21 protein-coding genes are annotated in these 26,871 nt (G+C 42.2%); 7 read left to right on the plus strand and 14 right to left on the minus strand.

The window, feature by feature from the left end; all coding sequences use genetic code 11:
• Nucleotides 1–9 precede the first annotated feature (9 nt).
• The gene (locus tag PCRYO_RS07175) at nt 10–1,191 is read left to right on the plus strand and encodes an aspartate aminotransferase family protein (RefSeq protein WP_011513736.1); all 1,182 of its coding nucleotides are present in this window, start codon (nt 10–12) and stop codon (nt 1,189–1,191) included.
• A 102-nt stretch (nt 1,192–1,293) separates the two neighbouring features.
• Here PCRYO_RS07175 and PCRYO_RS07180 read toward each other — a convergent pair whose 3' ends face one another.
• The 7 genes from PCRYO_RS07180 to PCRYO_RS07210 form a co-directional block, all read right to left on the minus strand.
• Nucleotides 1,294–2,193: a LysR family transcriptional regulator gene (locus PCRYO_RS07180; protein ID WP_011513737.1), complete on the minus strand. Its 900-nt coding sequence runs from the start codon at nt 2,191–2,193 to the stop codon at nt 1,294–1,296.
• Between the two features lie 239 nt (nt 2,194–2,432).
• Nucleotides 2,433–4,490: a DNA polymerase III subunit gamma/tau gene (gene dnaX, locus PCRYO_RS07185; RefSeq protein WP_011513738.1), complete on the minus strand. Its 2,058-nt coding sequence runs from the start codon at nt 4,488–4,490 to the stop codon at nt 2,433–2,435.
• Between the two features lie 160 nt (nt 4,491–4,650).
• Nucleotides 4,651–5,946: a hypothetical protein gene (locus PCRYO_RS07190; RefSeq protein WP_011513739.1), complete on the minus strand. Its 1,296-nt coding sequence runs from the start codon at nt 5,944–5,946 to the stop codon at nt 4,651–4,653.
• A 118-nt stretch (nt 5,947–6,064) separates the two neighbouring features.
• On the minus strand, nt 6,065–7,609 hold the full coding sequence (gene lysS / locus PCRYO_RS07195; protein WP_011513740.1) for a lysine--tRNA ligase: 1,545 nt from the start codon (nt 7,607–7,609) through the stop codon (nt 6,065–6,067).
• A gap of 136 nt (nt 7,610–7,745) precedes the next feature.
• Nucleotides 7,746–8,219 carry a hypothetical protein gene (locus PCRYO_RS07200; RefSeq protein WP_011513741.1) on the minus strand — a complete coding sequence of 158 codons (474 nt, stop codon included), beginning with the start codon at nt 8,217–8,219 and terminating at the stop codon, nt 7,746–7,748.
• 39 nt (nt 8,220–8,258) lie between these two features.
• Nucleotides 8,259–9,347 (minus strand): peptide chain release factor 1, encoded by a 1,089-nt coding sequence (gene prfA / locus PCRYO_RS07205; protein WP_011513742.1) that lies wholly within the window; start codon nt 9,345–9,347, stop codon nt 8,259–8,261.
• Between the two features lie 243 nt (nt 9,348–9,590).
• Entirely contained in the window at nt 9,591–10,736 is a 1,146-nt protein-coding gene (locus tag PCRYO_RS07210; RefSeq protein WP_011513743.1) for a beta-ketoacyl-ACP synthase III, read from the minus strand.
• A 320-nt stretch (nt 10,737–11,056) separates the two neighbouring features.
• On the opposite strand from PCRYO_RS07210, the gene pnuC reads away from it, so the two are divergent.
• Together pnuC and PCRYO_RS07220 are read left to right on the plus strand one after the other, a co-directional pair.
• Nucleotides 11,057–11,809, plus strand: coding sequence for a nicotinamide riboside transporter PnuC (pnuC, locus tag PCRYO_RS07215; RefSeq protein WP_041753122.1), 753 nt, complete (start codon nt 11,057–11,059; stop codon nt 11,807–11,809).
• Nucleotides 11,760–12,368, plus strand: coding sequence for an AAA family ATPase (locus PCRYO_RS07220; protein ID WP_011513745.1), 609 nt, complete (start codon nt 11,760–11,762; stop codon nt 12,366–12,368). Before pnuC ends, PCRYO_RS07220 begins: the two co-directional genes overlap by 50 nt.
• 37 nt (nt 12,369–12,405) lie before the next feature.
• Here the strand turns inward: PCRYO_RS07220 and PCRYO_RS07225 are convergent, their stop codons facing one another.
• Complete coding sequence (locus PCRYO_RS07225) at nt 12,406–13,089, minus strand: DUF421 domain-containing protein (RefSeq protein ID WP_011513746.1); 684 nt, start codon at nt 13,087–13,089, stop codon at nt 12,406–12,408.
• A 103-nt stretch (nt 13,090–13,192) separates the two neighbouring features.
• Between PCRYO_RS07225 and PCRYO_RS07230 the strand changes: the two genes are divergently transcribed.
• Nucleotides 13,193–14,107, plus strand: coding sequence for a DMT family transporter (locus tag PCRYO_RS07230; protein WP_011513747.1), 915 nt, complete (start codon nt 13,193–13,195; stop codon nt 14,105–14,107).
• A gap of 141 nt (nt 14,108–14,248) precedes the next feature.
• Nucleotides 14,249–15,661 carry an aspartate ammonia-lyase gene (locus PCRYO_RS07235; protein WP_011513748.1) on the plus strand — a complete coding sequence of 471 codons (1,413 nt, stop codon included), beginning with the start codon at nt 14,249–14,251 and terminating at the stop codon, nt 15,659–15,661.
• 164 nt (nt 15,662–15,825) lie between these two features.
• Here the strand turns inward: PCRYO_RS07235 and PCRYO_RS07240 are convergent, their stop codons facing one another.
• The 4 genes from PCRYO_RS07240 to PCRYO_RS07255 form a co-directional block, all read right to left on the minus strand.
• Entirely contained in the window at nt 15,826–16,281 is a 456-nt protein-coding gene (locus PCRYO_RS07240; RefSeq protein ID WP_049751811.1) for a GlcG/HbpS family heme-binding protein, read from the minus strand.
• 626 nt (nt 16,282–16,907) lie between these two features.
• The gene (hrpA, locus tag PCRYO_RS07245) at nt 16,908–21,173 is read right to left on the minus strand and encodes an ATP-dependent RNA helicase HrpA (RefSeq protein ID WP_011513750.1); all 4,266 of its coding nucleotides are present in this window, start codon (nt 21,171–21,173) and stop codon (nt 16,908–16,910) included.
• Nucleotides 21,174–21,379: 206 nt separating this feature from the next.
• Complete coding sequence (locus PCRYO_RS07250; RefSeq protein ID WP_011513751.1) at nt 21,380–21,976, minus strand: DUF1543 domain-containing protein; 597 nt, start codon at nt 21,974–21,976, stop codon at nt 21,380–21,382.
• A 221-nt stretch (nt 21,977–22,197) separates the two neighbouring features.
• Complete coding sequence (locus tag PCRYO_RS07255) at nt 22,198–23,622, minus strand: SLC13 family permease (protein ID WP_011513752.1); 1,425 nt, start codon at nt 23,620–23,622, stop codon at nt 22,198–22,200.
• Nucleotides 23,623–24,007: 385 nt separating this feature from the next.
• On the opposite strand from PCRYO_RS07255, the gene PCRYO_RS13235 reads away from it, so the two are divergent.
• Nucleotides 24,008–24,169, plus strand: coding sequence for a hypothetical protein (locus tag PCRYO_RS13235; protein WP_011513753.1), 162 nt, complete (start codon nt 24,008–24,010; stop codon nt 24,167–24,169).
• Between the two features lie 48 nt (nt 24,170–24,217).
• Here the strand turns inward: PCRYO_RS13235 and PCRYO_RS07260 are convergent, their stop codons facing one another.
• The gene (locus PCRYO_RS07260; RefSeq protein WP_011513754.1) at nt 24,218–24,913 is read right to left on the minus strand and encodes a YoaK family protein; all 696 of its coding nucleotides are present in this window, start codon (nt 24,911–24,913) and stop codon (nt 24,218–24,220) included.
• 111 nt (nt 24,914–25,024) lie between these two features.
• On the minus strand, nt 25,025–25,831 hold the full coding sequence (locus PCRYO_RS07265) for an enoyl-ACP reductase FabI (RefSeq protein ID WP_011513755.1): 807 nt from the start codon (nt 25,829–25,831) through the stop codon (nt 25,025–25,027).
• Nucleotides 25,832–26,193: 362 nt separating this feature from the next.
• Between PCRYO_RS07265 and folE the strand changes: the two genes are divergently transcribed.
• Complete coding sequence (folE, locus tag PCRYO_RS07270) at nt 26,194–26,790, plus strand: GTP cyclohydrolase I FolE (protein ID WP_226939345.1); 597 nt, start codon at nt 26,194–26,196, stop codon at nt 26,788–26,790.
• Nucleotides 26,791–26,871: the final 81 nt, after the last annotated feature.

Below are 26,871 nucleotides of genomic sequence, written 5' to 3' on the forward strand. Positions count from 1 at the left end.
ATGCTGTACATGTCTGCTACTTACCTGATGCCCACTTATCTTCGTCAACCTATCAGTTTTACCCGCGGCTCAGGAAGCTGGCTCTATACTCAAGATGAGACGCCTTATCTAGACGCATTGACTGGTATCGCGGTATGTGGTTTAGGACATTGCCATCCACAAGTAACCGAAGCTATTCAACAGCAGGCAGCAACATTGGTTCATACCAGTAATTTATTTGGTATAGACTGGCAAGAGCGTGCTGGTGAAGCATTATGTAATGCCGCGCAAATGGACAGTGTATTTTTTGCCAATAGTGGCGCTGAAGCAAATGAAGCAGCACTAAAATTGGCGCGTCTATACGCACATCAACAGGGTTTTAAGCGTCCAAAAGTCATTGTGATGGAGCAATCTTTCCATGGTCGTACCTTATTATCATTATCAGCAACTGCCAACCCCAAAGCGCGCGAAGGCTTTTACACTTTAGATAATGATTTTATCCGTGTGCCATTTGGGGATATTGCCGCCATTAAACAAGCAGCTCATGACTATGAGGATATTTGCGCGGTATTCGTAGAGCCTATTCAAGGTGAAGGTGGTCTTAATACGGCAGCTAACGGCTTTACTTACCTTGAGCAGATACAAGCCGTATGCGATACACATAATTGGCTGTTCATGCTTGATGAAGTACAGACAGGCAATGGACGAACAGGTAAGTATTTTGCTTATCAGCATAGCAGCGCACGCCCTGATGTATTAACGACGGCTAAAGGCTTAGGTAATGGCTTTCCTGTCGGTGCCTGTATGGTACGTGGTCGCGCTAATGGCTTATTTGGAGCTGGTAGTCATGGCTCAACCTATGGTGGTACACCGTTAGCCAGTCGTGTGGTACATAGCGTATATGACGTATTGGCGAACAGTGATATCATGCAAAACGCCGTCAACGAGGGACAGTTTATTCGTGATAGCATGGTTGATGCATTTGGACAATATGGCGTCAGCAGTCGCGGCGCTGGGATGATGATTGGCATTGCCCTACCAGAAGACATGGACTGTAGCAAGCTTGTCGATCGTGCTCGTGATGAGCAGAAACTTATCATCAATGTTACAGGCGGTCATGTAATTCGTTTGCTACCACCACTTAATATGAGCCGTAATGAAAGCTCACAAGTAGTTGAACGCTTGGTTAATTTACTAAAACCTTCGTTTTAAACGTCTATTTAACCAAAATATAAAAAGCCTATAGATAAATTATCTATAGGCTTTTTTCATTATTAATCATTCAGCTTTGTTAGCATTTAAATAAACTAAACCTTAGTTTGCATGAAAGTATTTTTTTAATACCTCTAAGCAACGCGTGATTTTTGCAGGCTGTTGCTCACGATTTAAGGTTACAGCATATAGTACAAAACTTGGCATCTGATAGCCGGTTAGAACTTCGACCAAGTTACCCGATTCTAGCTCTTTTTTGACATCCATTTCCATCATTCTAAGAATACCATGACCTTCTTTAGCGATGGTCATTGCCATAAAGACGTTATTGGTATGGATACGCGACGTCATTTTGATACGTGTTTTTTTACCAGTCTCAGTCTGAGTCAGCTCAACATTATTTGTATCCTTCATGATATCAATACAGATAAGATGATGATCCGCCAAATCTTTCGGTGTTTCAATTTTCTTATGTTGACGTAAATATTGTGGTGAAGCGACCAACATTTGACGCACATCAGATAACGGATGATTGCTCACAGTTGAGTCGTTGATATTGGGGCTCATACGTATCGCAATATCGATTCGCTCATCAATCATATCAATATAATTATTATCTGCAAAATAGGTAATACTAAGATCATCGTGCGCTGACATCCAAGTCGATAGTGCTGGCAAAATATGATTGACACCAAGCTCTGGGGTCGTTGCAATACGCAAACTACCTGCCAATTCATCACGTAATTGATTGACTTTAATTCGACCTTGCTCTGCCGCACTTACCACATCTTTTGCCGCTTCATAAAAGCTAGCACCCGCTTCTGTTAAGCTGAGCTTACGGGTTGAGCGATGTAATAACACCACACCAAGCTCGTTCTCTAAAGAACGTATTTGCTGACTGACGGCGCTGGTGGTGATACCAAGCTCACGGGCTGAACCACTAAAGGAGCCGTGTCCGACCACACTAGCAAACACAGCCATACCACGTAAATTATCTAACATATTCTCATCCAAGCTGCTTTTTAGTTGTTAATATAACTTAACCATTATAGCGGATAATGATAAATCTTACAGTTTTTTAATATTAAACTCAGAGTAAGATGTGAGTGTTCCTTAATCAATAAAGGTAAAAAAAATCAAGATGATAGATAAATATCGCCTTGATTTTTCAATAAATACAATATTTTTAATAAAGTGCTAATTTTTATAAACTATCAATCAATTAATAAATGTATGACTGTTTAATATAACTGAACCTTGCCCATTTTTCCTTCGCCGCGCTCGGTTAAATATTGCATCACTGGCGTATTAAACAATCTTGATTCTGCCACTGTTTTAGCCTCAACGAGACGTTTTTGTTGACGACGCTCTGGGGTTTTATCATCGGCTTGCGCGATACTGCTATCAATTCGTAAGCTGATGGCAGCATCAGGGAATTGTACCTGCATCTTTGTCGCTAGCTGCTCAAAGGTTGCCTGCAAATGCTTACTATCGACTGCTGTGACAAAGATGGCTTCGGCATTACAGCTGCCTGTCATCATACCTTGACGGGCAAGCGCCAATTCATCTTGAGCCAAACTAGCGGCTTCACGAGCAGTTTGTAGCCAATAGTCCCATTTTTCTGGTGTCCACTCACCTATCAATTCTTGCGGCGGACAACGTAGAAGCGCCCGAGGGTCTTCAGATTGAATTAATAATTGAGAATCATTTACCTCGGGTTCAACAACGGGTTCAACAACGGGTTCAACAACGGGTTCAACAACGGGTTCAACAACGGGTTCAACAACGGGTTCAACAACGGGTTCAACAACGGGTTCAACAACGGGTTCAACAACGGGTTCAACAACGGGTTCAACAACGGGTTCAACAACGGGTTCAACAACGGGTTCAACAACGGGTTCAGGCTGATTATTGGACAATTCTAGCGTGTCATAAACGCTAGAATTGTCGTACTGGTTTAAATGACTAGCCTCGTCATTTGAGTAATATTGCTCATGTTGAGTAATACTATTATCAGCACCAACATCCTGTTTATCATTGACACTTGTATCAATATTCTCATAAACGATATTATCAGATTGAGTTTGTAATTCTAATGATGATGACACTGGCTCAGTGATTAATGTAGCGCTAGAGACAGTGGTAGTAGGTTTTTCTATAGCCATTACCGTACTATCAAGTACATTGGCTAATATCTCATCAACCGGTAAGGGACGAAAAGCTAAGAGACGTAAAATACACATCTCAAGTGCTTGCATCGGCGTACTGGCAAGCTTGACGCCTTCCCGTGCTTGTACCACAATTTCATAATAAAGCTGTAATACGTCAGGGCTCATATGCTGGGCAAGCTGATCGATATGCTGTGCTTGCGCTTCATTGACATTGAGAGCGACTTCGGGCAGCAGCTGACACAATGCCAACTGATGCAATAGCTCAGCGAGTCCGTCAAACATACTGCTAGCATCAACCATTTGCGCACGCATCTGCTCGATATGGGCAGCGACAGCAGGCTTATCATGATTATAGATATCTGTAATTAAGCTCACTAAGTCGGCCGCATCAATCAAGCCGAGCATCGAATTAACGGTCACATCATCAAGCGCACCTTGGCCAAAAGCAATGGCTTGATCGGTCAAGGATAAAGCATCACGTACCGAGCCTTTTGCCGCACTAGCCAATTGCCAAAGTGCAGGCTGTGTATAGCCTACTTGTTCTTGAGTTAGAACATTGGCTAAATGCTCACTGAGCAAGCTTTGCGACAAAGGACGTAATACGAACTGCAGACAGCGCGAGATAATAGTAATCGGCAGCTTTTGTGGATCCGTAGTGGCTAATAGGAACTTGACATGCTCAGGAGGCTCTTCCAAAGTCTTAAGAAGCGCGTTAAAACTGTGTGTCGACAGCATATGCACTTCGTCAATCAGGTAGACTTTATAACGGCCTTGGCTTGGCGCATACGGCACATTATCCAGTAGCTCGCGCGTGTCCTCAACTTTGGTACGAGAAGCCGCATCAATCTCAATCAGATCAATAAAACGCCCTTGATCAATCGCCACGCAATTATCACACACGCCACATGGGGTACTGGTAATGCCAGTATCACAGTTCAAACATTTAGACAAAATACGGGCGATGGTCGTTTTACCGACACCGCGCGTACCCGTAAATAAATAAGCATGATGCAGACGATTGTAATCAATCGCATTGATCAACGCCTGTGAGACATGCGTTTGCCCAATCAACTCGTGAAAGTTTTTGGGGCGGTATTTGCGGGCTAAAACTTGATATTGCTGCGTCATAATGAATGCCAAGGTAAGTCGTAAAAATATAAGTAAAGCATCAAATTAGCAATTTATCTTAAAATCAGTTATCGAAGCTAAATGTCAAAAATAAGTGTCGAGCCTAACTATTGAATCTAACTATCCAAACCAGCTATCAAACTTAAGTCTCAAAACTAGGCTATGATTGAGCTCTCAATTGAGCCAATTGTTGATATAAACGCTGCGTATTCGCATCGATAAGCGATCCATGCTGATGGAAAGCATCAAGATATACTTCGGTATTCACGCTATCTTCACAAGGTCTGACATCGATACCAATTAAAAATAGCTCTTGCATAACGGGCTGCTGCATTTGGGCGTTGAGCTCAAATAGCAAATCTTGATGACCAGCACGAACTTTATCTGCACTTAACGAGCTATTGCTATCTTGCGCATAAAATACCATTAAATAATGGCGACCAAATACATTGTAAGAGTGCTCATGGCGCACATAACCTGTCCAGCGCGATTTTTGGTCAATTGTTCTATGGGCCAATATTTTTTCTATCAAACACGCATAGGTGTACATGGATTCATCGACCAAAATATCAACCTGCTCTTTTGGTAGTGGGTTACCCGCTTCATAACAGCTTTTGATTAAACTATTAAAAAGCTTGTACCACATTCGAGTATTCTTCTGAATCTCTGCCATCAGCGCTGCCGCAAACTCAGTTTGCTCAGGCTCTGCTGCTTTTAGCAATCGTGGTTCAATCTGTGCTATTAACTCATGACTGAGCAATTGCTCTTGAACTTCAATCGCTCTATGATGAAAATCTGGCGATTGTAAGAACCGCACAAGCAAAGTCGATTCATCTGCAAACGTCTCAAACCCAGTCAGTTTACTACGATGAAACGCTAGATAGGCGGTCAAATCACTTGGCGTCACCAACTGGTTTAATATCTCAGCAAAGTTCTGGTAGCTAAATACTTGTAGAACGCTGTGTTCATCGTCCAAATCTAACACACAATCTTCAGCAAAGAACTGACTGCCATACTCATAACCAACCGCATAAGATGGCGATGATGAATACTGGTTTTGTAGATTATTATGATCGTAATCTTGATGCTGAACTGAAAGTGATGTTAATCCAATAAAATATACGGGTTTATTAGATGTCGCTTCATTTTTATGAGTGATAGCTTTATCGTTTTTGAGATAAAGATGTGCATGTTGCTTGATAAGCTGATTGACAACTTCTTTTCTCCATGTACGAACTTGACTAGTATCAATGCCTTGCTTACTTGCCTGCATCACGACATCATTGACAATAAGATAAATCGTCGCATTAGAGAACCTGAAAACAAAATCATAACCCTGAAAATATTCAGGGCTAGTGATTTTATTTTCTGATAAGTCATACAAAGACAAAAAACTCTGTTGAATCATCTGTTGCCAAATCGAGGGCGTTACTTGCTGATTGTCCATAGTATGCATAATGTCCCTATTAATTAAGTACCAAAAAACCATAGAAGGCTATTCCATCAAAGCGGAAAAGCCTTCTTATGTTCAGTTTAGTACTAGGATAGACTTATGGCAAGCGAACTATCTTTCTTTATCCTTCCAGCTTACGGCGCATGTGTGGGAATAAAATCACATCACGGATACTGGCAGAGTCTGTCAATAACATCACTAAACGGTCGATACCAATACCTTCACCTGCTGTTGGCGGTAAACCATAAGACAAAGCTTCGATATACTCTGCATCGAAATGCATCGCTTCATCATCGCCAGCATCTTTTTCAGCCACCTGACCAAGGAAACGCTCAGCCTGATCCTCAGGATCATTGAGCTCACTAAAGCCATTTGCCAACTCACGACCCCCAACAAACAGCTCAAAACGATCCGTAATCTCAGGGTTGTCATCACTACGGCGTGCTAGCGGTGAGGTTTCAGCAGGGTATTCAGTGATAAACGTCGGCTGACGCAATTGGTGCTCAGCGGTTTCTTCAAAGATGATGGTTTGCAACTTACCCACACCAAAGACATCCTTTACCTGTTGCTTTAGCGTTGTCGATGCGTACTCTGCAAGATACTCACGATCGTTAATACGATTCATATCAAAGTTTTCTGCATATTTGGCAATCGCATCAGACATAGATAGACGTATAAATGGCGCTTTTAGGCTAATGGCTTCTTCTTGGTAAGTAATCTCAGTCGTTCCCAAGATATCCGTCGCCAATTCATTAAATAAGCGCTCAGTCAAATCCATCAAATCATGATAATCCGCATACGCTTGATAGAACTCAATCATGGTAAATTCAGGATTATGACGGGTTGAAACGCCTTCATTACGGAAGCTACGGTTAATCTCAAAGACTTTTTCAAAACCACCAACGACCAAGCGCTTAAGATAAAGCTCAGGAGCAATACGCAGATATAATGGCATATCAAGCGCATTATGATGGGTCACAAACGGACGTGCCACTGCACCACCTGGGATCGGATGCATCATAGGCGTTTCAACTTCCATAAAACGCTCATTTAGCATAAACTTGCGAATACCGCTAATGACTTGACTGCGCACCATAAAGGTATCACGGGTCGTCTCATTGGTCATCAAATCAAGATGACGATTGCGATAACGAGCTTCTACATCAGCTAGTCCATGAAATTTATTTGGCATTGGGCGTAATGCTTTGGTCAATAACTCAATCTCTTCAATATGTACGTACAAATCGCCTTTGCCTGAACGACCGATATAACCTGATACACCAACGATATCACCCAAATCTAGCGATTTGATGTCTGCTAACGTCTTTTCATCTAACTCTTTGCGTGCCACATATAACTGGATACGACCTGTCATATCTTGGATAACAATAAACGCCCCACGGTTCAGCATGACGCGACCGGCGACATTCACCTGTGTTTTTTCGCCTTTAGCATCATTGTCAGCAATTTCTTGTTTTGAGATACCCTCAAAAGCTGCCTGCAAGTCTTGAGCATAATCTGTGCGCTTAAACGTATTCGGATAAGGCTGTTTACCTGAAGCGACGATATCATCCAGCTTGGCTTGCAATTGGGCAATCAGCTCATTAGCGTCTTCTGGAGCTGGCTCTTGATTGTTTTGCTGATTTTGATTATTAGGCTTTGACATAACACTCTCAAAATTATTAGATAATTAAAGGAATAAACGAAAACGATAAACTTAAATTAAGGGATTAAAACAAAAAATTCAAATTAGGCAGCTGCCTAATGATTATGTGGCTTTAGTATTAAAAATAAATAGTAAATTAATCAACACAGATAGCAGGCTGTGCCACACCTTTTTCTATGGTTTGATAACAGCCAAAACCGCTGCTGTCACTAGCGCATTGCCCAGACTGGTTTTTAGTACCACTCTTAATGAACTTACCGGTATTTTTGCACTTACCTTGGCAGTCGGTACTGTCTTGGCAAGCTTTTCCTGCATCGGTATAAGTCACCACACATTGATAGCAGCCAAGGCGACCTCGCTGTGAAAACGCGCCACCCTTCGCAGTACACGCTTGTACAGTCTCATTAGGCGGATAAACACACGCTTGATAAGAAAACAGGTCATTTTTATTAGTCGTTACACTACTATCGCTCTGGTCTGGCTGTACGACTGACGTTGATGAAGGCGTGACGCTACAAGCAGATAACCAAAACGCCATCAAAATCGCGACAATAGTCATCGCGATTTTATTAAACGGTAATAGTAGCGATGAGTTGGTTATCATATGCATGGCGTACGCCTCTTATATTATTGGCTGATGAAGTGCTTATTAAGCACCGCCAATACTTGCCATCAAGTCCGCTTGATGCTCACGTAACAGCGCATCAAGGATTTCATCCAAGTCACCTTCCATAATCGAGTCAAGCTTATATAAAGTCAGGTTAATACGATGATCCGTCATACGTCCTTGCGGGAAGTTATAGGTGCGGATACGCTCTGAACGATCGCCACTACCGACCAAATCGCGACGTATCGTATCAGCGGCATCTACCTGTGCTTGGACTTTGACTTGCTGAATTTTTGAAATCAGCATTTTCATCGCTTGCGCACGGTTTTTATGTTGACTGCGTTCTTGTTGACACTCTACCACGGTACCCGTTGGTATATGCGTCAAACGTACAGCAGAGTCGGTAGTATTCACGTGCTGACCACCAGCACCGCTTGAGCGGAAAGTATCAAAGCGAATATCAGCTGGATTCAAATCAACCGTATCATCAATTTCAACTTCAGGCATCACAGCGACAGTACAGGCTGACGTATGTACGCGACCTTGGCTTTCTGTATCAGGCACACGCTGAACACGATGTACACCAGACTCAAACTTTAGACGACCATAAACGCTATTACCAGACACACGAGTAATGATTTCTTTATAACCCCCATGCTCACCCTCATTGGCTGACAAAATCTCTAAAGTCCAGCCTTGGTTCTGGGCGAATTTTTGGTACATGCGGAATAAATCACCAGAGAAAATCGCTGCTTCATCACCACCTGTCCCTGCACGAATCTCAAGGAATGCGGGCACTTTATCGTTAGGATCTTTTGGCAGCATCATGAGATTAAGTGCTTCTTCCATCTCTACGATAGTATCGCGAGCACTGTCAATCTCTTCTTGCATCATCTCTTTCATGTCAGGATCTGATGCTTCTTTTAGCATCGCTTCTGCATCAGCTTGATCCTTTTCTGCACCAACATAGTTCTGCCATAAAGTGGTGATATCCATCAAGTCGCTGTGTTCGACGGACAATTCACGGAATTTATTGTTATCACTGATGACACTCGGGTCTGATAATAAGGCAGTGACCTCTTCATAACGGTCTACCATTTGGTCTAAACGCAGGCGTAAGGATTCTTTCATAAAAGGACTTTTAATTGAATAATTGAAATAAGACCGTGATTATAGCAAATTTTTGCGCTTAAATTAAAACCTCTCAGCAATCTTGTCAATATATGAACAAACTTTTCTACTGCTTGCACCATATCGATGCTTTTTTCTGATAATTTGAATGCAGCATCAGCTTCCCTTAAAATTTAAATAAAAAAATAGCCAAGAATATTCTTGACTATTTTGATAATAATTAAGACTCAAGGCTTAAAAAAATTAGACCTTGCGGACGATTACCGACCCAATAGAGTAACCAGCACCAAACGAGCAAATAACACCCAAATCACCGGATGCAAGGTCATCTTTATAGCGATGGAAAACAATCATTGGGCTTGCTGAGCTGGTATTGGCGAATTCAGCAATGACACTCGGTACAATGGCTTTGTCTGCTTCTTTACCGATGACCGTACGCAAGATTAAATCTAGCATGTTGGCATTGGCTTGATGGAGCCACATCATTTTTACATCAGAGGTTGCGATGTTATTCTCTTGTAGATGCTCAGTAATGACTTCTGACACTTTTGGACAGACTTCACGGAAGACTTTACGACCATTTTGTAAGAATAATTTATCGGTTACTGGCTCTTTAATATCCGGATACATCTCTGTTTGCGCGGCCAAAAACTCTGAGCGATCCATAAAACCGTATTCGTTTTTGATATTGGTCGAAAACTGAGTAAATAGCTTAGAGTTTAAAATCTCATAGCCTTTAGGCGTATCGAGTTCTTCGACAATACAAGCGGTTGCGACATCACCAAAGATAAAGTGACTGTCACGGTTACGCCAGTTTAGATGCGCTGAAGTAATTTCAACGTTGACCACAGCGACGCGCTTAGCAAGACCTGATGCGATAGAACCATGTGCTTGTGATAGACCAAAAGTTGCGGCACTACAAGCTACATTCATATCATAAGCAAAGCCGCCCACCATACCGATCGCATTTTGAATCTCGATAGAGACAGCTGGATAAGTACGCTGAAAGTTTGAGCAGGCAAGGATGATACCATCTAAATCATTGGCCTCAAGTCCTGCATCAGCCAAGGCATCATTTAACGCGGCCACACCCATTTCTGCCATGATAGACAGCTCTTCGCCCAAGTTACGATAAGCGATAACAGGTGCCATGATGTCAGGATTTAAGATGCCGTCTTTTTCCATCACATAGCGTGATTTGATACCAGATACTTTTTCGATAAAAGCCGCTGATGAAGGTTGAAGAGCCGTGAGTGTGCCTGCTTCAATGTCAGCCGCATGTTTTGTATTATATTTTTCAACATACTGATTAAAGGACTCTACCAGTTCTTCATTACTGATGCTAAAAGGCGGGATATACAGGCCGGTGCCTGTGATACAAGTCGTCATGATACGCTTCCTTGTCTACTACTATGGTGCTTGAAATAAGCATAAGGTGAAGTAAAACAACAGTCGTCTAATTTTGGGTGAATGACTGTAAACTTAAAATAAGTGCCTTTATTATGCCTGAATATTATTATTTTTCTAATACTTTGTTACAAATAATCAGCTTCTTGCCAAGAATAAGCAAAGATTGGCTTCATTTTGCGGCAGCTGCGTTATAATCAGCCTTGCTTACTCACGTTATTTGTATAAATAATTGATCTGCATTTTGATTGTCTACATCTCTATTAAGAAATATCAAACTTATTATCTATTTTGGAATGACAATGGTGGAACTTTTGAATTGGTTGTTTGGTCAGTATGCCGACTATCCGACCTTGTTTATCGGGTTGGAATTGATTGCGGTTATCTTTGGGGTAGCCAGTGTACTACTCGCCAGTAAAACCAATATTTTGGTATTCCCTATTGGCTTGGTCAGCACCGCTATATTTGTCTATCTGTTATGGGAATGGCAATTATTTGGTGATATGTTTATCAATGCTTATTATACCATTATGAGTATTTATGGCTGGATAAATTGGTCAAAAAATAAAGAACTTACACAGCATCGAGACCATATAAACCCCACCGCTCAACAACATAACCAAGAGCTTAAAAACACTGATGCGCCAAACCTTATCCAAGTAGAACGTTTAGATAAAAATGACGTCCCTATATTGGCACTATTAGCCGCGGCAACTATAGCTTTTGTTGGTCTGGTTTATTATTTTAGACCAGTTATCAATAACAACTTCAGCTTCGATGGCGCTGAGCTTGGCATGCATCTATTTACGTGGGTTGACTATACTGACATGCTGACCACTGCCCTGTTTTTGATGGCGATGTGGCTGATGGCACGGCGCAAGATTGAGCATTGGATACTCTGGATTGTCGCTGATGCTATCTCAGTACCGCTCTATTTTTATAAAGGTCTAACCTTTACAGCATTACAATACGTAGTCTTCACTCTCATCGCAATTTGGGCTTATTATGAATGGCAACAACGCTACCGCCTTCAATCTCACGCAGCATACGCCTAAATCCGTCATCAAGGTCGCAGTTTTAGGCGCAGAAAGTACGGGAAAAACCACACTGTGCCGTGATTTAGCTACCCATTTTGGCTGTCCTTGGGTGCCAGAGTATATGCGCACTTACTTGCAAGCTAAATGGGACGACGAGCAACTGACCTGTACGTGGGAGGATTTGCTACCTATTGCACAAGGTCAGATACTGCTTGAGAATAAGTTGGCAAAGCAAGTATCACAAACGTCAAACGACCATCATTATTTATTTTGTGATACCAGCTTGTTTGAACTGATGGTTTATTCCAATTGGTATTATGGCGATTGCCCTGAAACGCTTACCCAAGCAGCATTGGTACATCATTATGACTTAATACTATTAACCGACGTTGATACACCTTGGGTTGCTGATGACTTGCGTGATAGCCCACATCAGCGCGATGAAATAAGCGCTTATTTTGCTGATCAGTTAACAGCTTATAACAAACCATTTCAATCAATTGGTGGTGATAGAGAGGTGCGGGTTCAACAAGTGATAAAATTGCTAGACGCATCTGAATTAAATAATAATGCTTAGGCTATTTAATAAACACTGTCAAACCTTGCACCCATTACTACCTCACGAGCTTAGTGTTTAAAGCTTTTGCCCAATTCCGGCAGTTATCTTCACAGCGCTCGCATTGCTGGTTGGCATCAGAGATAAAGTCCACGTGTCCGCAGTACATACAAGCGTAATACGTTTGTGATTCTACCTGCTCAACCGCCTGATACTGTTTCGGGAAAAGTGGCAGACCATAGCCGGTGTCATCAGGTGGGTATAATAACAGGCTAAAATTGCCATCGGTTTCAAGCAAACCGGTACGAACCTGACCTAAATGCTCGACCCCCTGTTGGCGCATTTCCGCAAAAAACTCATCATGTGACATTTTCCCTTCTGCTATTTTGTCGTGTACCAGCATGCCATCTTCGACGATATATAAGGACTTACCTTCTAACAAATCTTCAAAAGGCTGATATTTCATCATGCCCCATGTACAGAGCCGGTAAAGCAGTATTACCGTACTCATGATTAGTACCGCTTGAATAATCGGTAAATCCTCGGTAAACATCGGGTCACCTGCGATAGATCCCAGTGACAAGATGATGGTCAGCTCAAAGATGGAGAGCTGTCGAACGCCGCGCTTGCCGGTAAAGCGCAAAAATGAAATGATGAGCACAAACATGACAATGACACGTATCAGTATCTCAGCAGCAAATGTCCATGTTGTATCATGAATGAAAATACTTGCCCAGTCCATATTTTTTTCCTTGTTATTATTTTTAATGATGGCATCAAAACCACTCTATTTAAAGCTGCTCTATTTTATGCAAAAACTTACTTATTAATTGTAGGAATTATTTTTGAAAGTCACATTGTATACGCTGATTGCGTTAATAGCCTTTGCTGCAAACTCTCTGTTTTGTAGGATGGCCTTAGCAGAGGGTTATATAGACGCTTGGAGCTTTACCATTGTTCGCCTATTAAGCGCTGCTGTCTGCTTGAGTATGATCATGGCAACTCAGTCCTACTACTTAAGACATCGCAAATTGAGACTTAGTCATTCTTTCAATGAAGAGATATTAAGTGAAAGAGGTAATTGGCTGAGTAGCATAAGCTTAGTTATTTATGCGCTGTGTTTTTCGATTGCCTATGTAGAGCTTGAGACTGGCACTGGGGCGCTGATTTTATTTTCAGCGGTTCAGCTCACTATGATTGGTTGGGGGATTTATAAAAAAGAGACGTTGAGTCATTTGCAATGGATTGCCTTTGTTATTGCTATCACAGGGTTTGTATATTTGATGCTACCATCGGCCTCAATGCCTTCATTACTCGCTGCCATGCTCATGGCAATCAGTGGTGTGGCATGGGGTATCTATAGCATACGCGGCAAGACCTGTCTCTCACCGCTGCGAGCCACAGGTTTTAATTTCATCAGAAGTTTGCTAGCGATACCGATATTATTAGTCGCTGGTTTTATATATCAAAACATTATGGATGTGCAACTCATTCATATCGACAGTATCACCATGGAAGGGATATGGTTGGCGTGTGCATCAGGGGCAATTGCCTCTGGCATTGGCTACAGCATCTGGTATATGGCAATGCCTTTATTAAAAAACACACAGGCTGCCGTTATACAGCTTTGTGTGCCCGTGCTTGCAGCCTTACTGGGCGTGGTAATTTTGTCCGAGCCGATCACTTTAACTTTTATGATAGCAAGTACTGTCATCTTGAGCGCAGTATTGGTCTTTATTTTAAATAAACAGCCATATTAGTCACAATATAAGGCGCTTATGCTGAAAAGTTGTCTATAATGCTCATTTGAGGCGACATCGCCATAGTGATAACAGGGTTTTATAAATATCGCAGGCGATGGCCGTTTTTATCAGGGCTTTTTATTGAAGGAATTTTATTAAATGACAACCACTACTCGCCAAGAATACGACTTACTTGGTCATCGCGATGTGCCAGCTGACGCTTACTACGGCATACAAACCTTACGTGCTTTTGAAAACTTCACTGTGAGCGGTGTGCGCTTACATCAATTCTCTACCTTTATCCGTGCCTTTGCTACCGTCAAAAAAGCCGCTGCCATTGCCAATAACAAAGTTGGTGTATTAAATGATACCGTCAAAGATGCGATCGTCGCGGCATGTGATGACTTAATCGCTGATAAATATCATGACCAATTTATCGTCGATATGTTTCAAGGCGGCGCAGGCACCTCAACCAATATGAATGTCAATGAGGTCGTTGCCAATCGTGCTTTAGAGATATTAGGCTATGAAAAAGGGCAATATCAGCATGTGCATCCAAATAATCATGTCAACCTTTCGCAGTCGACCAATGATGCCTATCCAACGGCGCTTAATGTCGCATTGGATGACTATTGCACGCGTCTATTGGATAAGATGGCGGTGCTGCACCAAAGTCTAATTAACAAAAGCATCGAATTCGCCGATCAATTAAAAATGGGACGCACCCATCTACAAGATGCGGTGCCGATGACAGCAGGTCAAGAATTCAACGCTTTTGCAACGATGGTCAAAAAAGAGATGGCGCGTATCGAGTCAACTCGCGCACTTTTTCATGAGATTAATATGGGCGGTACCGCTATCGGTACTGGCTTGAATGCACCTGCTGGGTATTCAGAGCTGTGTGCTGAGACATTACAAGAGCTAACTGGCAGACCTTATTATATCGCTGAAGATTTGATTGAAGCCACACAAGATACCAGTGCTTATGTTGCTTTGTCTGGCAATCTGCGTCTATTTGCTGCTCGTCTATCAAAGATTGCTCATGACTTACGCTTGCAATCCTCGGGTCCTCGTGCAGGCTTGGCACAATATCGCCTGCCTGAGATGCAGCCTGGTAGCTCAATCATGCCGGGTAAAGTAAACCCTGTTATACCTGAAGTGGTCAATCAAGCGTGTTTTCATGTAATGGGTATTGATACCGCTATCGTCATGGCATCAGAGAACGCTCAGCTACAACTCAATGTCTTTGAGCCAGTCATTGCTTTCAACTTATTTACCGGTATGAGCATGATGGCAAATATCTGTGAGATATTTGCCACGCGCTGTATCGATGGCGTAATGATGAATAATGAAGCGTGTAATACTGAAGTATTCAACAATATTGGTCTGGTAACCGCATTAAACCCACATTTGGGTTATGAGTCGTCTACCTATGTGGCAAGAAAAGCCCAAGAAACCGGTGGTCGTGTTTATGACATCGTTCTAGAAGAGAACCTGATGGATAAAGAGACGTTAGACAATCTACTCTCTCCTGCTAACATGGTATATCCAAAGGTCAAACTAACCCCTTAGTTTTTCTTTTTTAACGTAAAAAGGCTGGGTTAGCAATTGCTAATCCAGCCTTTTTTTATTTTATTCATACCTGCATTATTTGGGGAAAGCCTATAAGCTATATCTACGCACTGTCTAAAGATTGTGAAAATTAAAAATTAGTGCGTGGAACTTGCCCTATATATTTACTCTAAAACGCTTAAGCCTGCGAGAGCAATACTTACATCTTCATTGCCATGTGCGCCGCCCACACCAATACCGCCAGCCACAATACCATCAATATATACAGGAATACCGCCCGGCATTATCAGTATGTTTTCATCAAGGTATCTGATGTCGGCAGCAATACTACCGTCCGCAACGCCTCTAGCGATAACTGCTGTTTCTCTTTTTTGCGAATTGGCTGTATAGGCTTTTTTATAACTTGAGCGAATAGTATGCACACCCGCTCGATGATCCTTTAAAAAGGCCAGTATTTGCCCAGAACGATCAACCACCGTCACCGATACCATTAGACCATGCCTTTTAGACTCTATAAATGCAGCATTCACCATATCTTGTGCCATCTCGCCTGTAAGTAACGAGATTTTTGTATCTTGTGTTTCAGTACAAGAGACGCTATCCATAGCTGTAATTCCCATCTTCAATCCTTGATTTGATTTTATGAATAATTCATTGTCTTTGCTTAACTCTCAGGCGCACGCTTCATAGTAATAATCAGCATGCTCACCAATGTGATAAGTAGCATCAGCCAAACGGCTTGAAAGCTACCTGACCACTCACGCAAAAATCCGGCAAAGTACGGAATAATTGCGGTAATAACAAACTAATACCTTGTACAAATGCGATCACAGCACCAGCCAATGTAAGAGATGACAGAGATTCAAATACGACTGTTAACGTGAAAGAGATGCATCAATTTTATAAAAATGATAACTGAAACACTGTAGAGGTTAGCAATCGGTGCATGGCGACTGCTTGAATATTTATTCCTCTAGAAAGGCTTGTAAGGTATGAGCTTAGCAGCCAGTGTCATGATAATGTCTAAGATATCTATATAAGCGGTTGAATAAGCTTTTTGATAATACGGACAAGAGCGTCATGCTTTTAGCAACTAGCAACTAGCAACTAGCAACTAGCAACTAGCAACTAGCAACTAGCAACTAGCAACTAGCAACTAGCAACTAGCAACTAGCAACTAGCAACTAGCAACTAAAAGCATGACCATAAAAATTTGCGAACGGTTACTGAAGTACTTACTTTTATGCTAACTCATTTTATCCCATATCTTACTTAGACGCTTGGGCGATACCGCCATACGGGTTTTCATCGGCTGAGCAAACAGTTGAATGCGGTACTCCTCGACCATCCAGCGGTAATCGCTGATGGCTTTATCATTAGCACGTCCTGCAAGTCTTTCCATATGTAAGTCAAGGGCATAGACGCCATCGAGGTCAGCTTCGACATTGTGCTCAAGGCGGTCGATACGAATCTCTAGCGCTTCCAGATAGCGTGGATACTGCTGCCAGTGGCTATAATCCATACGATAAACAAAATCAGCCAAATGCAAATCTGCTAACTGATCTTCAATATCTTCAATAGACTCGCCAAATATCTCTCGATCAAGCATTAGCATGCTTTGGCGAATACGTTGCCAGCGGGTATAAACGCTTTTGAGCGTTTTTATAACCGTTTGACCAATCAGCAAGAAGTTACTTAGTAGCACATCGAGCGTTTGGCTATACTCTTCAGGAGTAAAGGGTAGCTCCTCACTGAGTCCAACCGCAACATCATTAGCACTCTCAGGTAGGTCTGCCGTATGATCAAACAATACATAGTGCTCTTCGAGTGTTGCATCTAAAGTCGCATCAATAATGATAGTCTTAAGCTTTTCCATATCGCCAAGCGGTGCGAATGCCAGTTTAAATATGTTATCAACTTGACTGGTCAGCTGTTTTTTCTTTGAGCCAAGTCTGCTTTTGATTAGCGTTAACACCCCGATACGGTGCGCCTGCAGTGCTGCATTAACATCGGTATATTGATGGATAGATACCGCTTCACCTGCCTCGTCAGCAACCAAAGCAGCAAACTGCTTCATAACCACACCTGCGCTATGATGGTTTTTACTAAAGGCAAAGTGCTCAGGAAATTCTGTATGCGCGCCTTGCTGCTCATTCACCGCTTGGCGCGTCTGAGAAGCATGGCGAATCTGTAGCGTTTGCAGATCGCGTCCTTTTTCGATGATACGGTTCTTATCATCGACCACGCAGATTTGTGGCTGCAAATAACGATCAATACTAGACGGATTAAAATGCTCTGTAGTAACTGACATAATGCCACGGCGGTTAAGTGCTTGGCAAAGCTGTTTTAATAACCCCTGTCCACCCGCAGGCTGCAATTCATCAAACAAGCTATCGGCAGTATCAGGAATAGGTACAATCTGACGACGAATGTCTTTTGGTAATGATTTTAATAACTGTAATACCAGCTCATAACGCCAACCGGGTACACCCCATAACAGCTCAATCGCATCAAGCTGCGGTAGCGCGACAAGTGGCACACGGATGGTCACCCCATCATCATCGCTCGCTGGATCAAAAATATAGCGTAGTGGCAACTTTAAATCGCCAAGTTTCCACACTTCTGGGAAATCGCCTGTCGTTGGCGCTTGGCTATTAAGCACGTCTTCATCGGTAAAGAACAGATACTTAGTATCGGTTTTTTCAACTTCGGCACGCCAGTCTTCAAACGTTTTGCGGCTCGCAATATGATCGGGGATTTTTTTATCATAAAACTGATACAAGGACTCTTCATCGACCAATAAATCACGGCGGCGTAATTTATCCTCGATGCGTTCAATGTCAGCAATTTTATCCATATTATGCTGTAAGAACGGTGCTTGTCTACCTAAATTTCCAGTAACCAGACCGTCACGGATAAATATCTCGCGCGACTCGCTTAGATTAACTTGCTCATAGTTGGTCAGTTGCTTACTGATAATAATCAGCCCGAATAAACTGATCTGGGCATAAGCTTTGACACGCCCCGTCTTCTTCGACCAATGTGGCTCAAAGTAGTGATACTTTAATAAGTTACCGGCGGCTGAGATAATCCATTCTGGTTCAATCTTGGCAACGGTACGCATAAAGACTTGTGAGGTTTCGACCACTTCAAAAGCCATGACCCAAGGTGGTATTTGCTTAAAAACCGTACTGGCTGGGAATATTTTGGCTTTCTGCTGGCGAGCGGCTAAGTATTCACCGCGATTTTCAGTTTTGTGAGCAATCGTAGACAATAGACCTGTTAATAATGCGCGATGTAAATTGCCGTATTTAACAGCTTTGAGTTCTTCATCTTCAATCGCGGTAGGGTCACTGTGAGTCACTTCTTTCGAGGCATTCTTGTCAGCAGTTTTTGCCTCGTTAGCATCAGTCAGCTTAAGCTCAGTGACCATTTGTACTAACTGACGATGGGTTTGACTCCACTCACGTACACGCGGGAAGCTTAGATAGTTTTTCTTCGTAAACTGCTTACGCTGATTGCCAGACAACTTATTGCCATCTTCGTCTTTCTCAAACAGGGCTTTCCACAGACTTAAATAGAATAAAAAATCAGAGTCATCTTGGCGAAATTCAGCATGCTTCTGATCCGCTTGCTGGCGCTTATTTACTGGCCGCTCGCGTGAATCTTGGACAGCAAGCGCCGCAACGACAATGAGCATTTCTCGGATACAGTCAAAATCGCTACCAGCTACCAGCATACGTGCCAGCCTTGGATCGATTGGCATACGTGCCATCTTTTGACCAGTCGGTGTCAGAACCAGATGATCCAGACCCTGTTTTGATTTTGGCTTGTTAGTTTGTTTAGCTGAAGGTACGTCGTTTTTAGCAGTAATCGCGCCTAACTCATCAAGCAATTTATGTCCATCAGTAACCAAGCGACTGTCAGGTGGCTCAATGAAGGCGAAATCATCGACGCTTCCTAGGCGCAGATTTGCCATTTGTAAAATAACGGATGCTAAGTTAGTGCGTAAAATCTCAGGTTCCGTAAATTCAGGACGACCAGTAAAGTCCTCTTCGCTATATAAACGAATACAAACACCCGGCGCAACACGACCACAACGCCCTTTACGCTGATTGGCAGCAGCTTGCGAGATGGCTTCAATTGGTAAACGCTGTACGCGCGAACGATAAGAATAGCGTGATATACGCGCAAAACCCAAATCAATCACATAGCGAATGCCGGGTACGGTCAATGCCGTCTCAGCGACGTTAGTCGCGATAACAATACGTCGGCCGCGACCTGATGGCTGAAAGATACGCTGTTGCTCTTCATAAGTCTGCCGTGCAAATAGTGGCAACACTTCTGTATGTTTAGGTCCATGACGCTCAAGCACCTCTTGGAGCTCACGAATCTCAGCTTCAGTTGCAGCAAATATCAAGATATCTGCTTGATCGGCATGACCTTTATTTTGTGCATCGCTAAAGCATTCTTCCACTGCAGCAACCACCGCACGTGGCAGATTTTCTTCAAAGTCATCATAGCTATCATCGTCTGAGCTGGTTACGGGCTCATCTGTTAACGGACGATAACGCACTTCGACAGGGAAGCTTCGTCCTTCGACATTAAAAATAGGCGCAGGAATTTGCCGTTTAAGCTTATTATCGTAGCGACTAAAGTATTCACTAAAGCGTTTAGTGTCCAGTGTCGCTGAGGTAATAATGACTTTTAAATCAGGGCGCTTTGGCAGCAGTTTTTTTAAATAACCCATAATAAAGTCAATGTTTAAACTACGCTCATGGGCTTCATCAATAATAATAGTATCGTATTTACTCAAAAAACGATCATGACCAAGTTCAGCAAGCAAAATACCATCAGTCATTAGTTTAACGACAGATTGCGCCGTGCCCTGCTCGTTAAAGCGAATCTTGAAGCTGACCGTATTACCAAGCTGCTCGCCCAATTCTTCAGCGATACGGTTTGCCACACTGCGTGCCGCCAGTCGTCGAGGCTGTGTATGCCCTATTTGGCCACGTATACCGCGCCCTGCTAACATTGCTAACTTAGGCAGTTGCGTAGTTTTACCGGAGCCTGTCTCACCTGCAACGATAATCACTTGGTTATCGATGATTGCCTGAATCAAATCATCACCACGTTGGCTAACAGGGAGATCCTGATTCAGTTTTTCTGCCAGCCTATCTGGAATGCTCTCTATACGCGCTTGCACCGCTTGCTGCGAGCGAGCCTTTAATTGCTCATATTGGGCGTGTTTTTTATCCAAATCATTGCTACTTTTAACGTTGTGTTTGCCATCCGTATTGCTATTTTTATTAGCAGACGGTTTTGCCCGTGCCAGCTCACGCTCAAGGCGACTGAGATAATACTCATCCTTCGCGAGCACGGGTAAATTAGCAACAGAAATAACCTGTTGAGCATTCACACTCTCTTTCTGCGTATTTTTTGTCTCGGCGTTCAGATTTTCGGCTTGTACAGGCTGGATTTTTTCTTGATTTTCTGTTGAAGTATCAGGCATATTTACTTAGGCTATTTATTATTTAGGAGTTGTTAGATTATGGGGATAATTGAGCTGCGATTCAAGTTACTCGTGTATGGCCTAGACTTGAGTTGTTGCTTATAGAACGTATCAAATTTCTAAAATAACCAAAAATCTCACAGAGATAACGAGTGATTAGACGTATCTCTTAAAACTCATAAACACGTAAGCGACAATTAATATTATCACAGTGCTAATTTTTTAAGATTTTTAATACTTAAATATCCTACGTATTTTTTATCTTCTATGACATTTATACTTTTATCAAGCGCTCTGGCAAGAGGCTCGATAATGATTTTAACATTTGAGATAAGATCATTGACGTTATATATGTTGTCTATATCTACTTCAAACTTGTCATCAATATGTGAGGCAGCGTTAAAAGGCGATGCTTTATCTTTAAAAGTAAATTGTTTATAAAATTCGCTCTGTTTTGCTTGTTTAACTGCATCTGCTTGGCTATCAGCCACGATAAGTAGCTTATAATGAAACTCTTCAAAACTGCCCTGCTGATAGCCGCCTAAATTGATAAAGAATAGCTTTAAGTCGTTGGCGCACTCTGCTTGAATATTGGATTCCACTAATTTAATCGCATAATTATCAACTTTGCTAATAGCGCGGTATGAATCAATATGCCACTTATTTTTCACTTCAGGCCAATGGTTATTGATATCTGCTATTAATTCATTAACCTGATTGGCCACGCCAAAAAATATATCGTGTTGTTCAATCAACCGTCCTTTGGGACGACCGCCTAATTGAATCATATATAGGGTTGGCATTTTAGAGATTCCTTAGACATCTTATATGTTCCTTGTTAGATAAACCTAGTCAGTTAATAGTCATCCCAATCTGCTTTGAGCAGCTAATACATCAATGATAACAAGAAAGAAACGATAAGTATTTTATACCGACATTATGACTACTAGTAAATGAAAAACCCAATGTTTAAGAATCACTTAAACATTGGGTTTGTTCGGTTATAACTGTTTTCACTCATAGATTATAGTAAGAAAAAATATGCCCACAAACCTATGATAAAGGTAGAAATAACATTCAGTATGACACCAACACGTATCATCTCTGTCTGCTTAATAAGACCCGTCCCAAAGACAATAGCGTTTGGTGGCGTGGCAACTGGTAGCATAAATGCGCAAGAAGCACCGATACCAATAATCATGACTAATACTGCAGGTGGTAGACCCATTTGCTCAGCAATAGCCGCAAACACAGGGACTAACAAGGCGGCAGAAGCCGTATTAGAAGCAAATTCTGTCAAGAATATAATGAATGCCGCAACTGCCAGTACCACGACGATAAGCGGTGCAGAGGACAGTCCATTAGCAACTGCTTGACCAAGAACCAACGATGCGCCTGAAACTTTTAACACTGTTGATAGCGCAATACCACCACCGAACAACATGAGCACACCCCAGTCGGTATTGTCAGAAACTTGCTTCCATGAAACCAACCCTAAGCTGACCACCGCTGATGCTGCTAACAGTGCCACAATAGAATCAACATCAGCAATATTAAGTGCAGCACCAATTTGTTTCGAGAGTATCCAGCTTAGCGCTGTGACGATAAAAACAATAATCGTCAGTACACGTGGCTTATTCCATGCAATAGCCTCATCATCTTCGTTCAGCGTGACCTGACGATTAAGATTGGGCTTGAGGAATAAATACATCGCACCGAGCAATAATGGCAGCAGCACCAACATCATCGGAATACCAAACTTCATCCAATCGACAAACGCGATATCCAGTGCTTTTGCAGCAATAGCATTGGGTGGTGAACCAACGATCGTACCCAAACCACCAAGGCTCGCAGAATAGGCAATACCTAATAGTACGAACACAAAAGTGCCACGGTCTTTTTCGCGGTCAACCTGCGTTAGAATACCAAGCGCCAGTGGCAACATCATCGCTGCAGTAGCCGTATTTGATATCCACATCGATAAAAATGCGGTGACCCCAAATATTAGGAATACCGCATTCCTCAGATTGCCACCTGACATTGATAGAATCTTGAGCGCTATTTTCCTGTCTAATTGCTGCACATGCAATGCCGCCGCTAGTGCAAAGCCACCAAAGAACAAATAAATAATTGGGTTAGCAAAGCTTTGTAAGCCAATTTCAGCATCGAAATCCGGTAAACCAATTAGCGCTCCTACGACCACCACCAATATCGCTGTAATCGTCACATGTACCGCTTCAGTTAACCATAAAACGCCGATAAAGAACAACATGGCGAGGCCTTTATTGGCACTGATATCATACGGCAATACGTTATAGATAAACAGACTGATAACCGCCGCGATAGCGACAACTATCAATCCTTTACCGGTACCTTTTGGGAAGGTATCTGTAAATAAATACTCGTTGCCATCATTAGGAAGATGGCTATCTAGTTTTTTCTCTGACATATAATGTCCTTATTGTACCCAAAGACGGTGTTAAAAATTATAAATATAAAGACGTCTTTCAGCTGTTAACCATACCTTTATAATCGTACTTAATAACAGTACTGACAAAAACAAGGTGCCATCATAGCAGAAATATTATCCACCAAATTATTATCAATATAGACATATTGAAAACCTTGTCAGAAATATAATCTTTATTTCATCTATCCAAAACCAATTGGCTTTATAAATATGGCTTTAAGTCTATTTTGAAAAACCAGAAGTCAGTTTGATACAAAGTTACATACCGTCACTAAATATGTTCATATCTTCCCTGTACAACTCATAAGCTGTATCACATACTGAGTTGGTGAAGAACGTTAATAAAAACAAATAGGAGATTCTCATGGCAGATGACAACAAAACTGACTCAACGACGAAAATGGCACCAAAAGACATCAACCAAGATGGATTGGCTAAAGAAGATCAGCAGCGTACTGACGATTCTGCGTTAGATATGATGCAAGGGTTGCACGAACATGAAGACCATAAAGAAGACGATCAGTAGTCTGTATGGATTCGATTGAAATAAAATTTAAAAATGAAAAAGCGTTTATCAACCTGATGGGCGCTTTTTTCTTGGCTGTCTTTTTTCTGGTAGATTGTCTGATACATAGTTGTATACGAAGGCTGCGCTCAAAACAATAGTAATAGGCAAAAACAACGCACCATAGCCGACTCTGGCATATAAAAAAGCACCTACGGCACTGCCAGCGCAAAAACAGTACCAAATAATCGCCTGAAAACCTAATGTTGGCTTACTGATACGACGACCCGCCAGCCAATTACCGATGGCAGCGCCCATATCTGAGGTTAGTCCTGTTAAATGCGTGGTACGAATCACTGCACCGCTATAAGTTGCAACCATTGCATTCTGTAAGCCACATGCCATAGCAGCGGCAAGCTGTCCTAGATAATCATGCTGCTGGTATAACCAATAGCCTATTAACAATAATGCCGCTTCAATGTAAAGCGCATTGCCATAACGTCGACCAAGCTTCAATGACGTCTGACCGATAACAAAACCACTTAATACAGCCCCTGCCAAAAAAGACAGCAGTAACGCGCCGATAAATAAAAGGCTTCGAATGTCTAAATAAGCGATGGCAGCGGCAAACAAGCTTACGTTACCTGTCACATGCGAAACAGATAAATTGGTAAAACCCATTAATGCTGCCGTATTGACACAGCCTGCACTGAATGCCAATACGGCGCCACCCCACAATATCCATCTTGGTAGTTTGGTTATCATATTCGTCGCTTAATGGCTTATCAGCAAAAAACCCATAGTATAGTCAAAAAAGACAGCCGATTGGCTGCCTTCCTTACTTCTCATTATATATCGTTGAGGATTGCCTTTTAACTATTTCGGCTCATCAAGCATCATTAGCTGCTCGCTGATCGCAACCGTATTGAAACCGGCATCAACAAACATAATCTCGCCAGTGATACCAGATGCCCAAGGCGACAATAAAAATAGCGCGGCATTACCGACTTCAGCTTGAGTAATATTACGCTGTAGAGGTGCAATCTTTTCACTGATATCGAGCATTTTACGGAATGACTTGATGCCACTGGCGGCAAGCGTACGAATAGGACCTGCCGAGATCGCGTTGACGCGAATACCCTCACCGCCCATAGAAGTTGCAAGGTAGCGAACACTGGCTTCAAGACTCGCCTTTGCCATACCCATGACGTTGTAGTTTGGCAATACTGAAATACTGCCTTCATAAGTCAACGTCAACATTGAGCCGTGGCGCATAGCAAGTAGCTCACGCGATGCTTTTGCCAATGCCACAAAGCTATAGCTTGAGATATCATGGGCGATATGACTGCCTTCACGGGTTGTCGCATTGACAAAATCACCATCAAGCTGATCCATCGGTGCAAAGCCAATCGCATGTACTACGCCATTGATGCCATCGCCCCAATGGGCAGTGACTTGCTCAAAACAAGCCGCAATAGACGCATCTGATGCCACGTCACACTCAAGGACCAAGTCCGCCTCAAATGCTTCAGCCGCCATATCTACCCGTTTTTTGATTTTATCATTAGGATAAGTCAAAATTAACGACGCGCCTTCACGATGTAGTGCTTCAGCGATTGCCCAAGCGATAGATAGTTTGCTAGCGATGCCTGTAACGACAAAACGCTGTCCTTGTAATAGCATAATATTTCCTTTTAAGTCAATTTAGGTCATTTAAATGATCGATTATTTTTAATAGTTGGCTAACAAATAGCGAGTGGAAGTACCAATTGAAAGATGAGTTATTATACACGAATTGATTTAAGTAAACAGTCGTAAACTGTATTTGCTTACACTGTATTAATGCCTAATCCCGCTCAATAATACCATTTAATATTGATAAAACGGTGAACTACCGGCTACAGCAGTAGGAAGTTAAGTAGATTTCGAGTATAATCACAGCCCTCCCAGCTTGCACAATTTTTATAATAATCCTTTACAACCATTGTTTGTAACTAAGGATTTAGCGTTAAGCTACACCCACATTTTGGATGGCTGCCAAACTTATGAGCAATACTGCAACAATAGCATCAGACTACCAAGAAAGCATCGAATCCTATCGCCAGCTCATCGCCTCAACGGGTGAGGACTTGCATCGTCCAGGACTTGAAGACACCCCAACACGTGCTGCCAAAGCATTTGCGCATTTGACCAAAGGCTATCATCAAAGCTTAGATGAAGTCGTTAATGACGCTTTGTTTCCATCGACCAACCGTGAGCTGGTATTGGTGCAAAATATTGAGTTTTATTCATTGTGCGAGCACCATATGTTGCCTTTTCACGGTGTTGCGCACATTGGTTATTTACCAAACGGTCAAGTGTTAGGGCTGTCTAAATTTGCTCGTATCGTCGATATGTTTTCTCGTCGCTTGCAAGTTCAAGAAAATTTAAGCGAACAAATAGCGCAGACGATTATGGATGTGACAGGTTGCCGCGGTGTAGCTGTCGTGATGGATGCCGCTCACATGTGTATGATGATGCGCGGTGTCAATAAGCAACACTCTACTACGCGCACAATGTCGATGTTAGGTGAGTATGTACATGACAATCAAGCGCGCAATGAGTTTTTAGATGCTGTACCGAAGCGTAAACCTGCTTTTTAATGTTGAAGATTAATATTACCTAGTTATAAAAAGGACGCTCATGCGTCCTTTTCTTGATTATCTTTTTAGTATTTCAAATAT

Origin of the sequence: Psychrobacter cryohalolentis K5 (genome assembly GCF_000013905.1) — a bacterium.
GTDB classification, from domain to species: Bacteria; Pseudomonadota; Gammaproteobacteria; order Pseudomonadales; family Moraxellaceae; genus Psychrobacter; species Psychrobacter cryohalolentis.

Coding starts and splice junctions, on each gene's coding strand:
- PCRYO_RS07175 (WP_011513736.1), top strand. CDS start 10: ATGTCTGCTACTTACCTGATGCCCACTTATCTTCGTCAACCTATCAGT.
- PCRYO_RS07180 (WP_011513737.1), bottom strand. CDS start 2,193: ATGTTAGATAATTTACGTGGTATGGCTGTGTTTGCTAGTGTGGTCGGA.
- dnaX (WP_011513738.1), bottom strand. CDS start 4,490: ATGACGCAGCAATATCAAGTTTTAGCCCGCAAATACCGCCCCAAAAAC.
- PCRYO_RS07190 (WP_011513739.1), bottom strand. CDS start 5,946: ATGCATACTATGGACAATCAGCAAGTAACGCCCTCGATTTGGCAACAG.
- lysS (WP_011513740.1), bottom strand. CDS start 7,609: ATGTCAAAGCCTAATAATCAAAATCAGCAAAACAATCAAGAGCCAGCT.
- PCRYO_RS07200 (WP_011513741.1), bottom strand. CDS start 8,219: ATGCATATGATAACCAACTCATCGCTACTATTACCGTTTAATAAAATC.
- prfA (WP_011513742.1), bottom strand. CDS start 9,347: ATGAAAGAATCCTTACGCCTGCGTTTAGACCAAATGGTAGACCGTTAT.
- PCRYO_RS07210 (WP_011513743.1), bottom strand. CDS start 10,736: ATGACGACTTGTATCACAGGCACCGGCCTGTATATCCCGCCTTTTAGC.
- pnuC (WP_041753122.1), top strand. CDS start 11,057: ATGGTGGAACTTTTGAATTGGTTGTTTGGTCAGTATGCCGACTATCCG.
- PCRYO_RS07220 (WP_011513745.1), top strand. CDS start 11,760: ATGAATGGCAACAACGCTACCGCCTTCAATCTCACGCAGCATACGCCT.
- PCRYO_RS07225 (WP_011513746.1), bottom strand. CDS start 13,089: ATGGACTGGGCAAGTATTTTCATTCATGATACAACATGGACATTTGCT.
- PCRYO_RS07235 (WP_011513748.1), top strand. CDS start 14,249: ATGACAACCACTACTCGCCAAGAATACGACTTACTTGGTCATCGCGAT.
- PCRYO_RS07240 (WP_049751811.1), bottom strand. CDS start 16,281: ATGGGAATTACAGCTATGGATAGCGTCTCTTGTACTGAAACACAAGAT.
- hrpA (WP_011513750.1), bottom strand. CDS start 21,173: ATGCCTGATACTTCAACAGAAAATCAAGAAAAAATCCAGCCTGTACAA.
- PCRYO_RS07250 (WP_011513751.1), bottom strand. CDS start 21,976: ATGCCAACCCTATATATGATTCAATTAGGCGGTCGTCCCAAAGGACGG.
- PCRYO_RS07255 (WP_011513752.1), bottom strand. CDS start 23,622: ATGTCAGAGAAAAAACTAGATAGCCATCTTCCTAATGATGGCAACGAG.
- PCRYO_RS13235 (WP_011513753.1), top strand. CDS start 24,008: ATGGCAGATGACAACAAAACTGACTCAACGACGAAAATGGCACCAAAA.
- PCRYO_RS07260 (WP_011513754.1), bottom strand. CDS start 24,913: ATGATAACCAAACTACCAAGATGGATATTGTGGGGTGGCGCCGTATTG.
- PCRYO_RS07265 (WP_011513755.1), bottom strand. CDS start 25,831: ATGCTATTACAAGGACAGCGTTTTGTCGTTACAGGCATCGCTAGCAAA.
- folE (WP_226939345.1), top strand. CDS start 26,194: ATGAGCAATACTGCAACAATAGCATCAGACTACCAAGAAAGCATCGAA.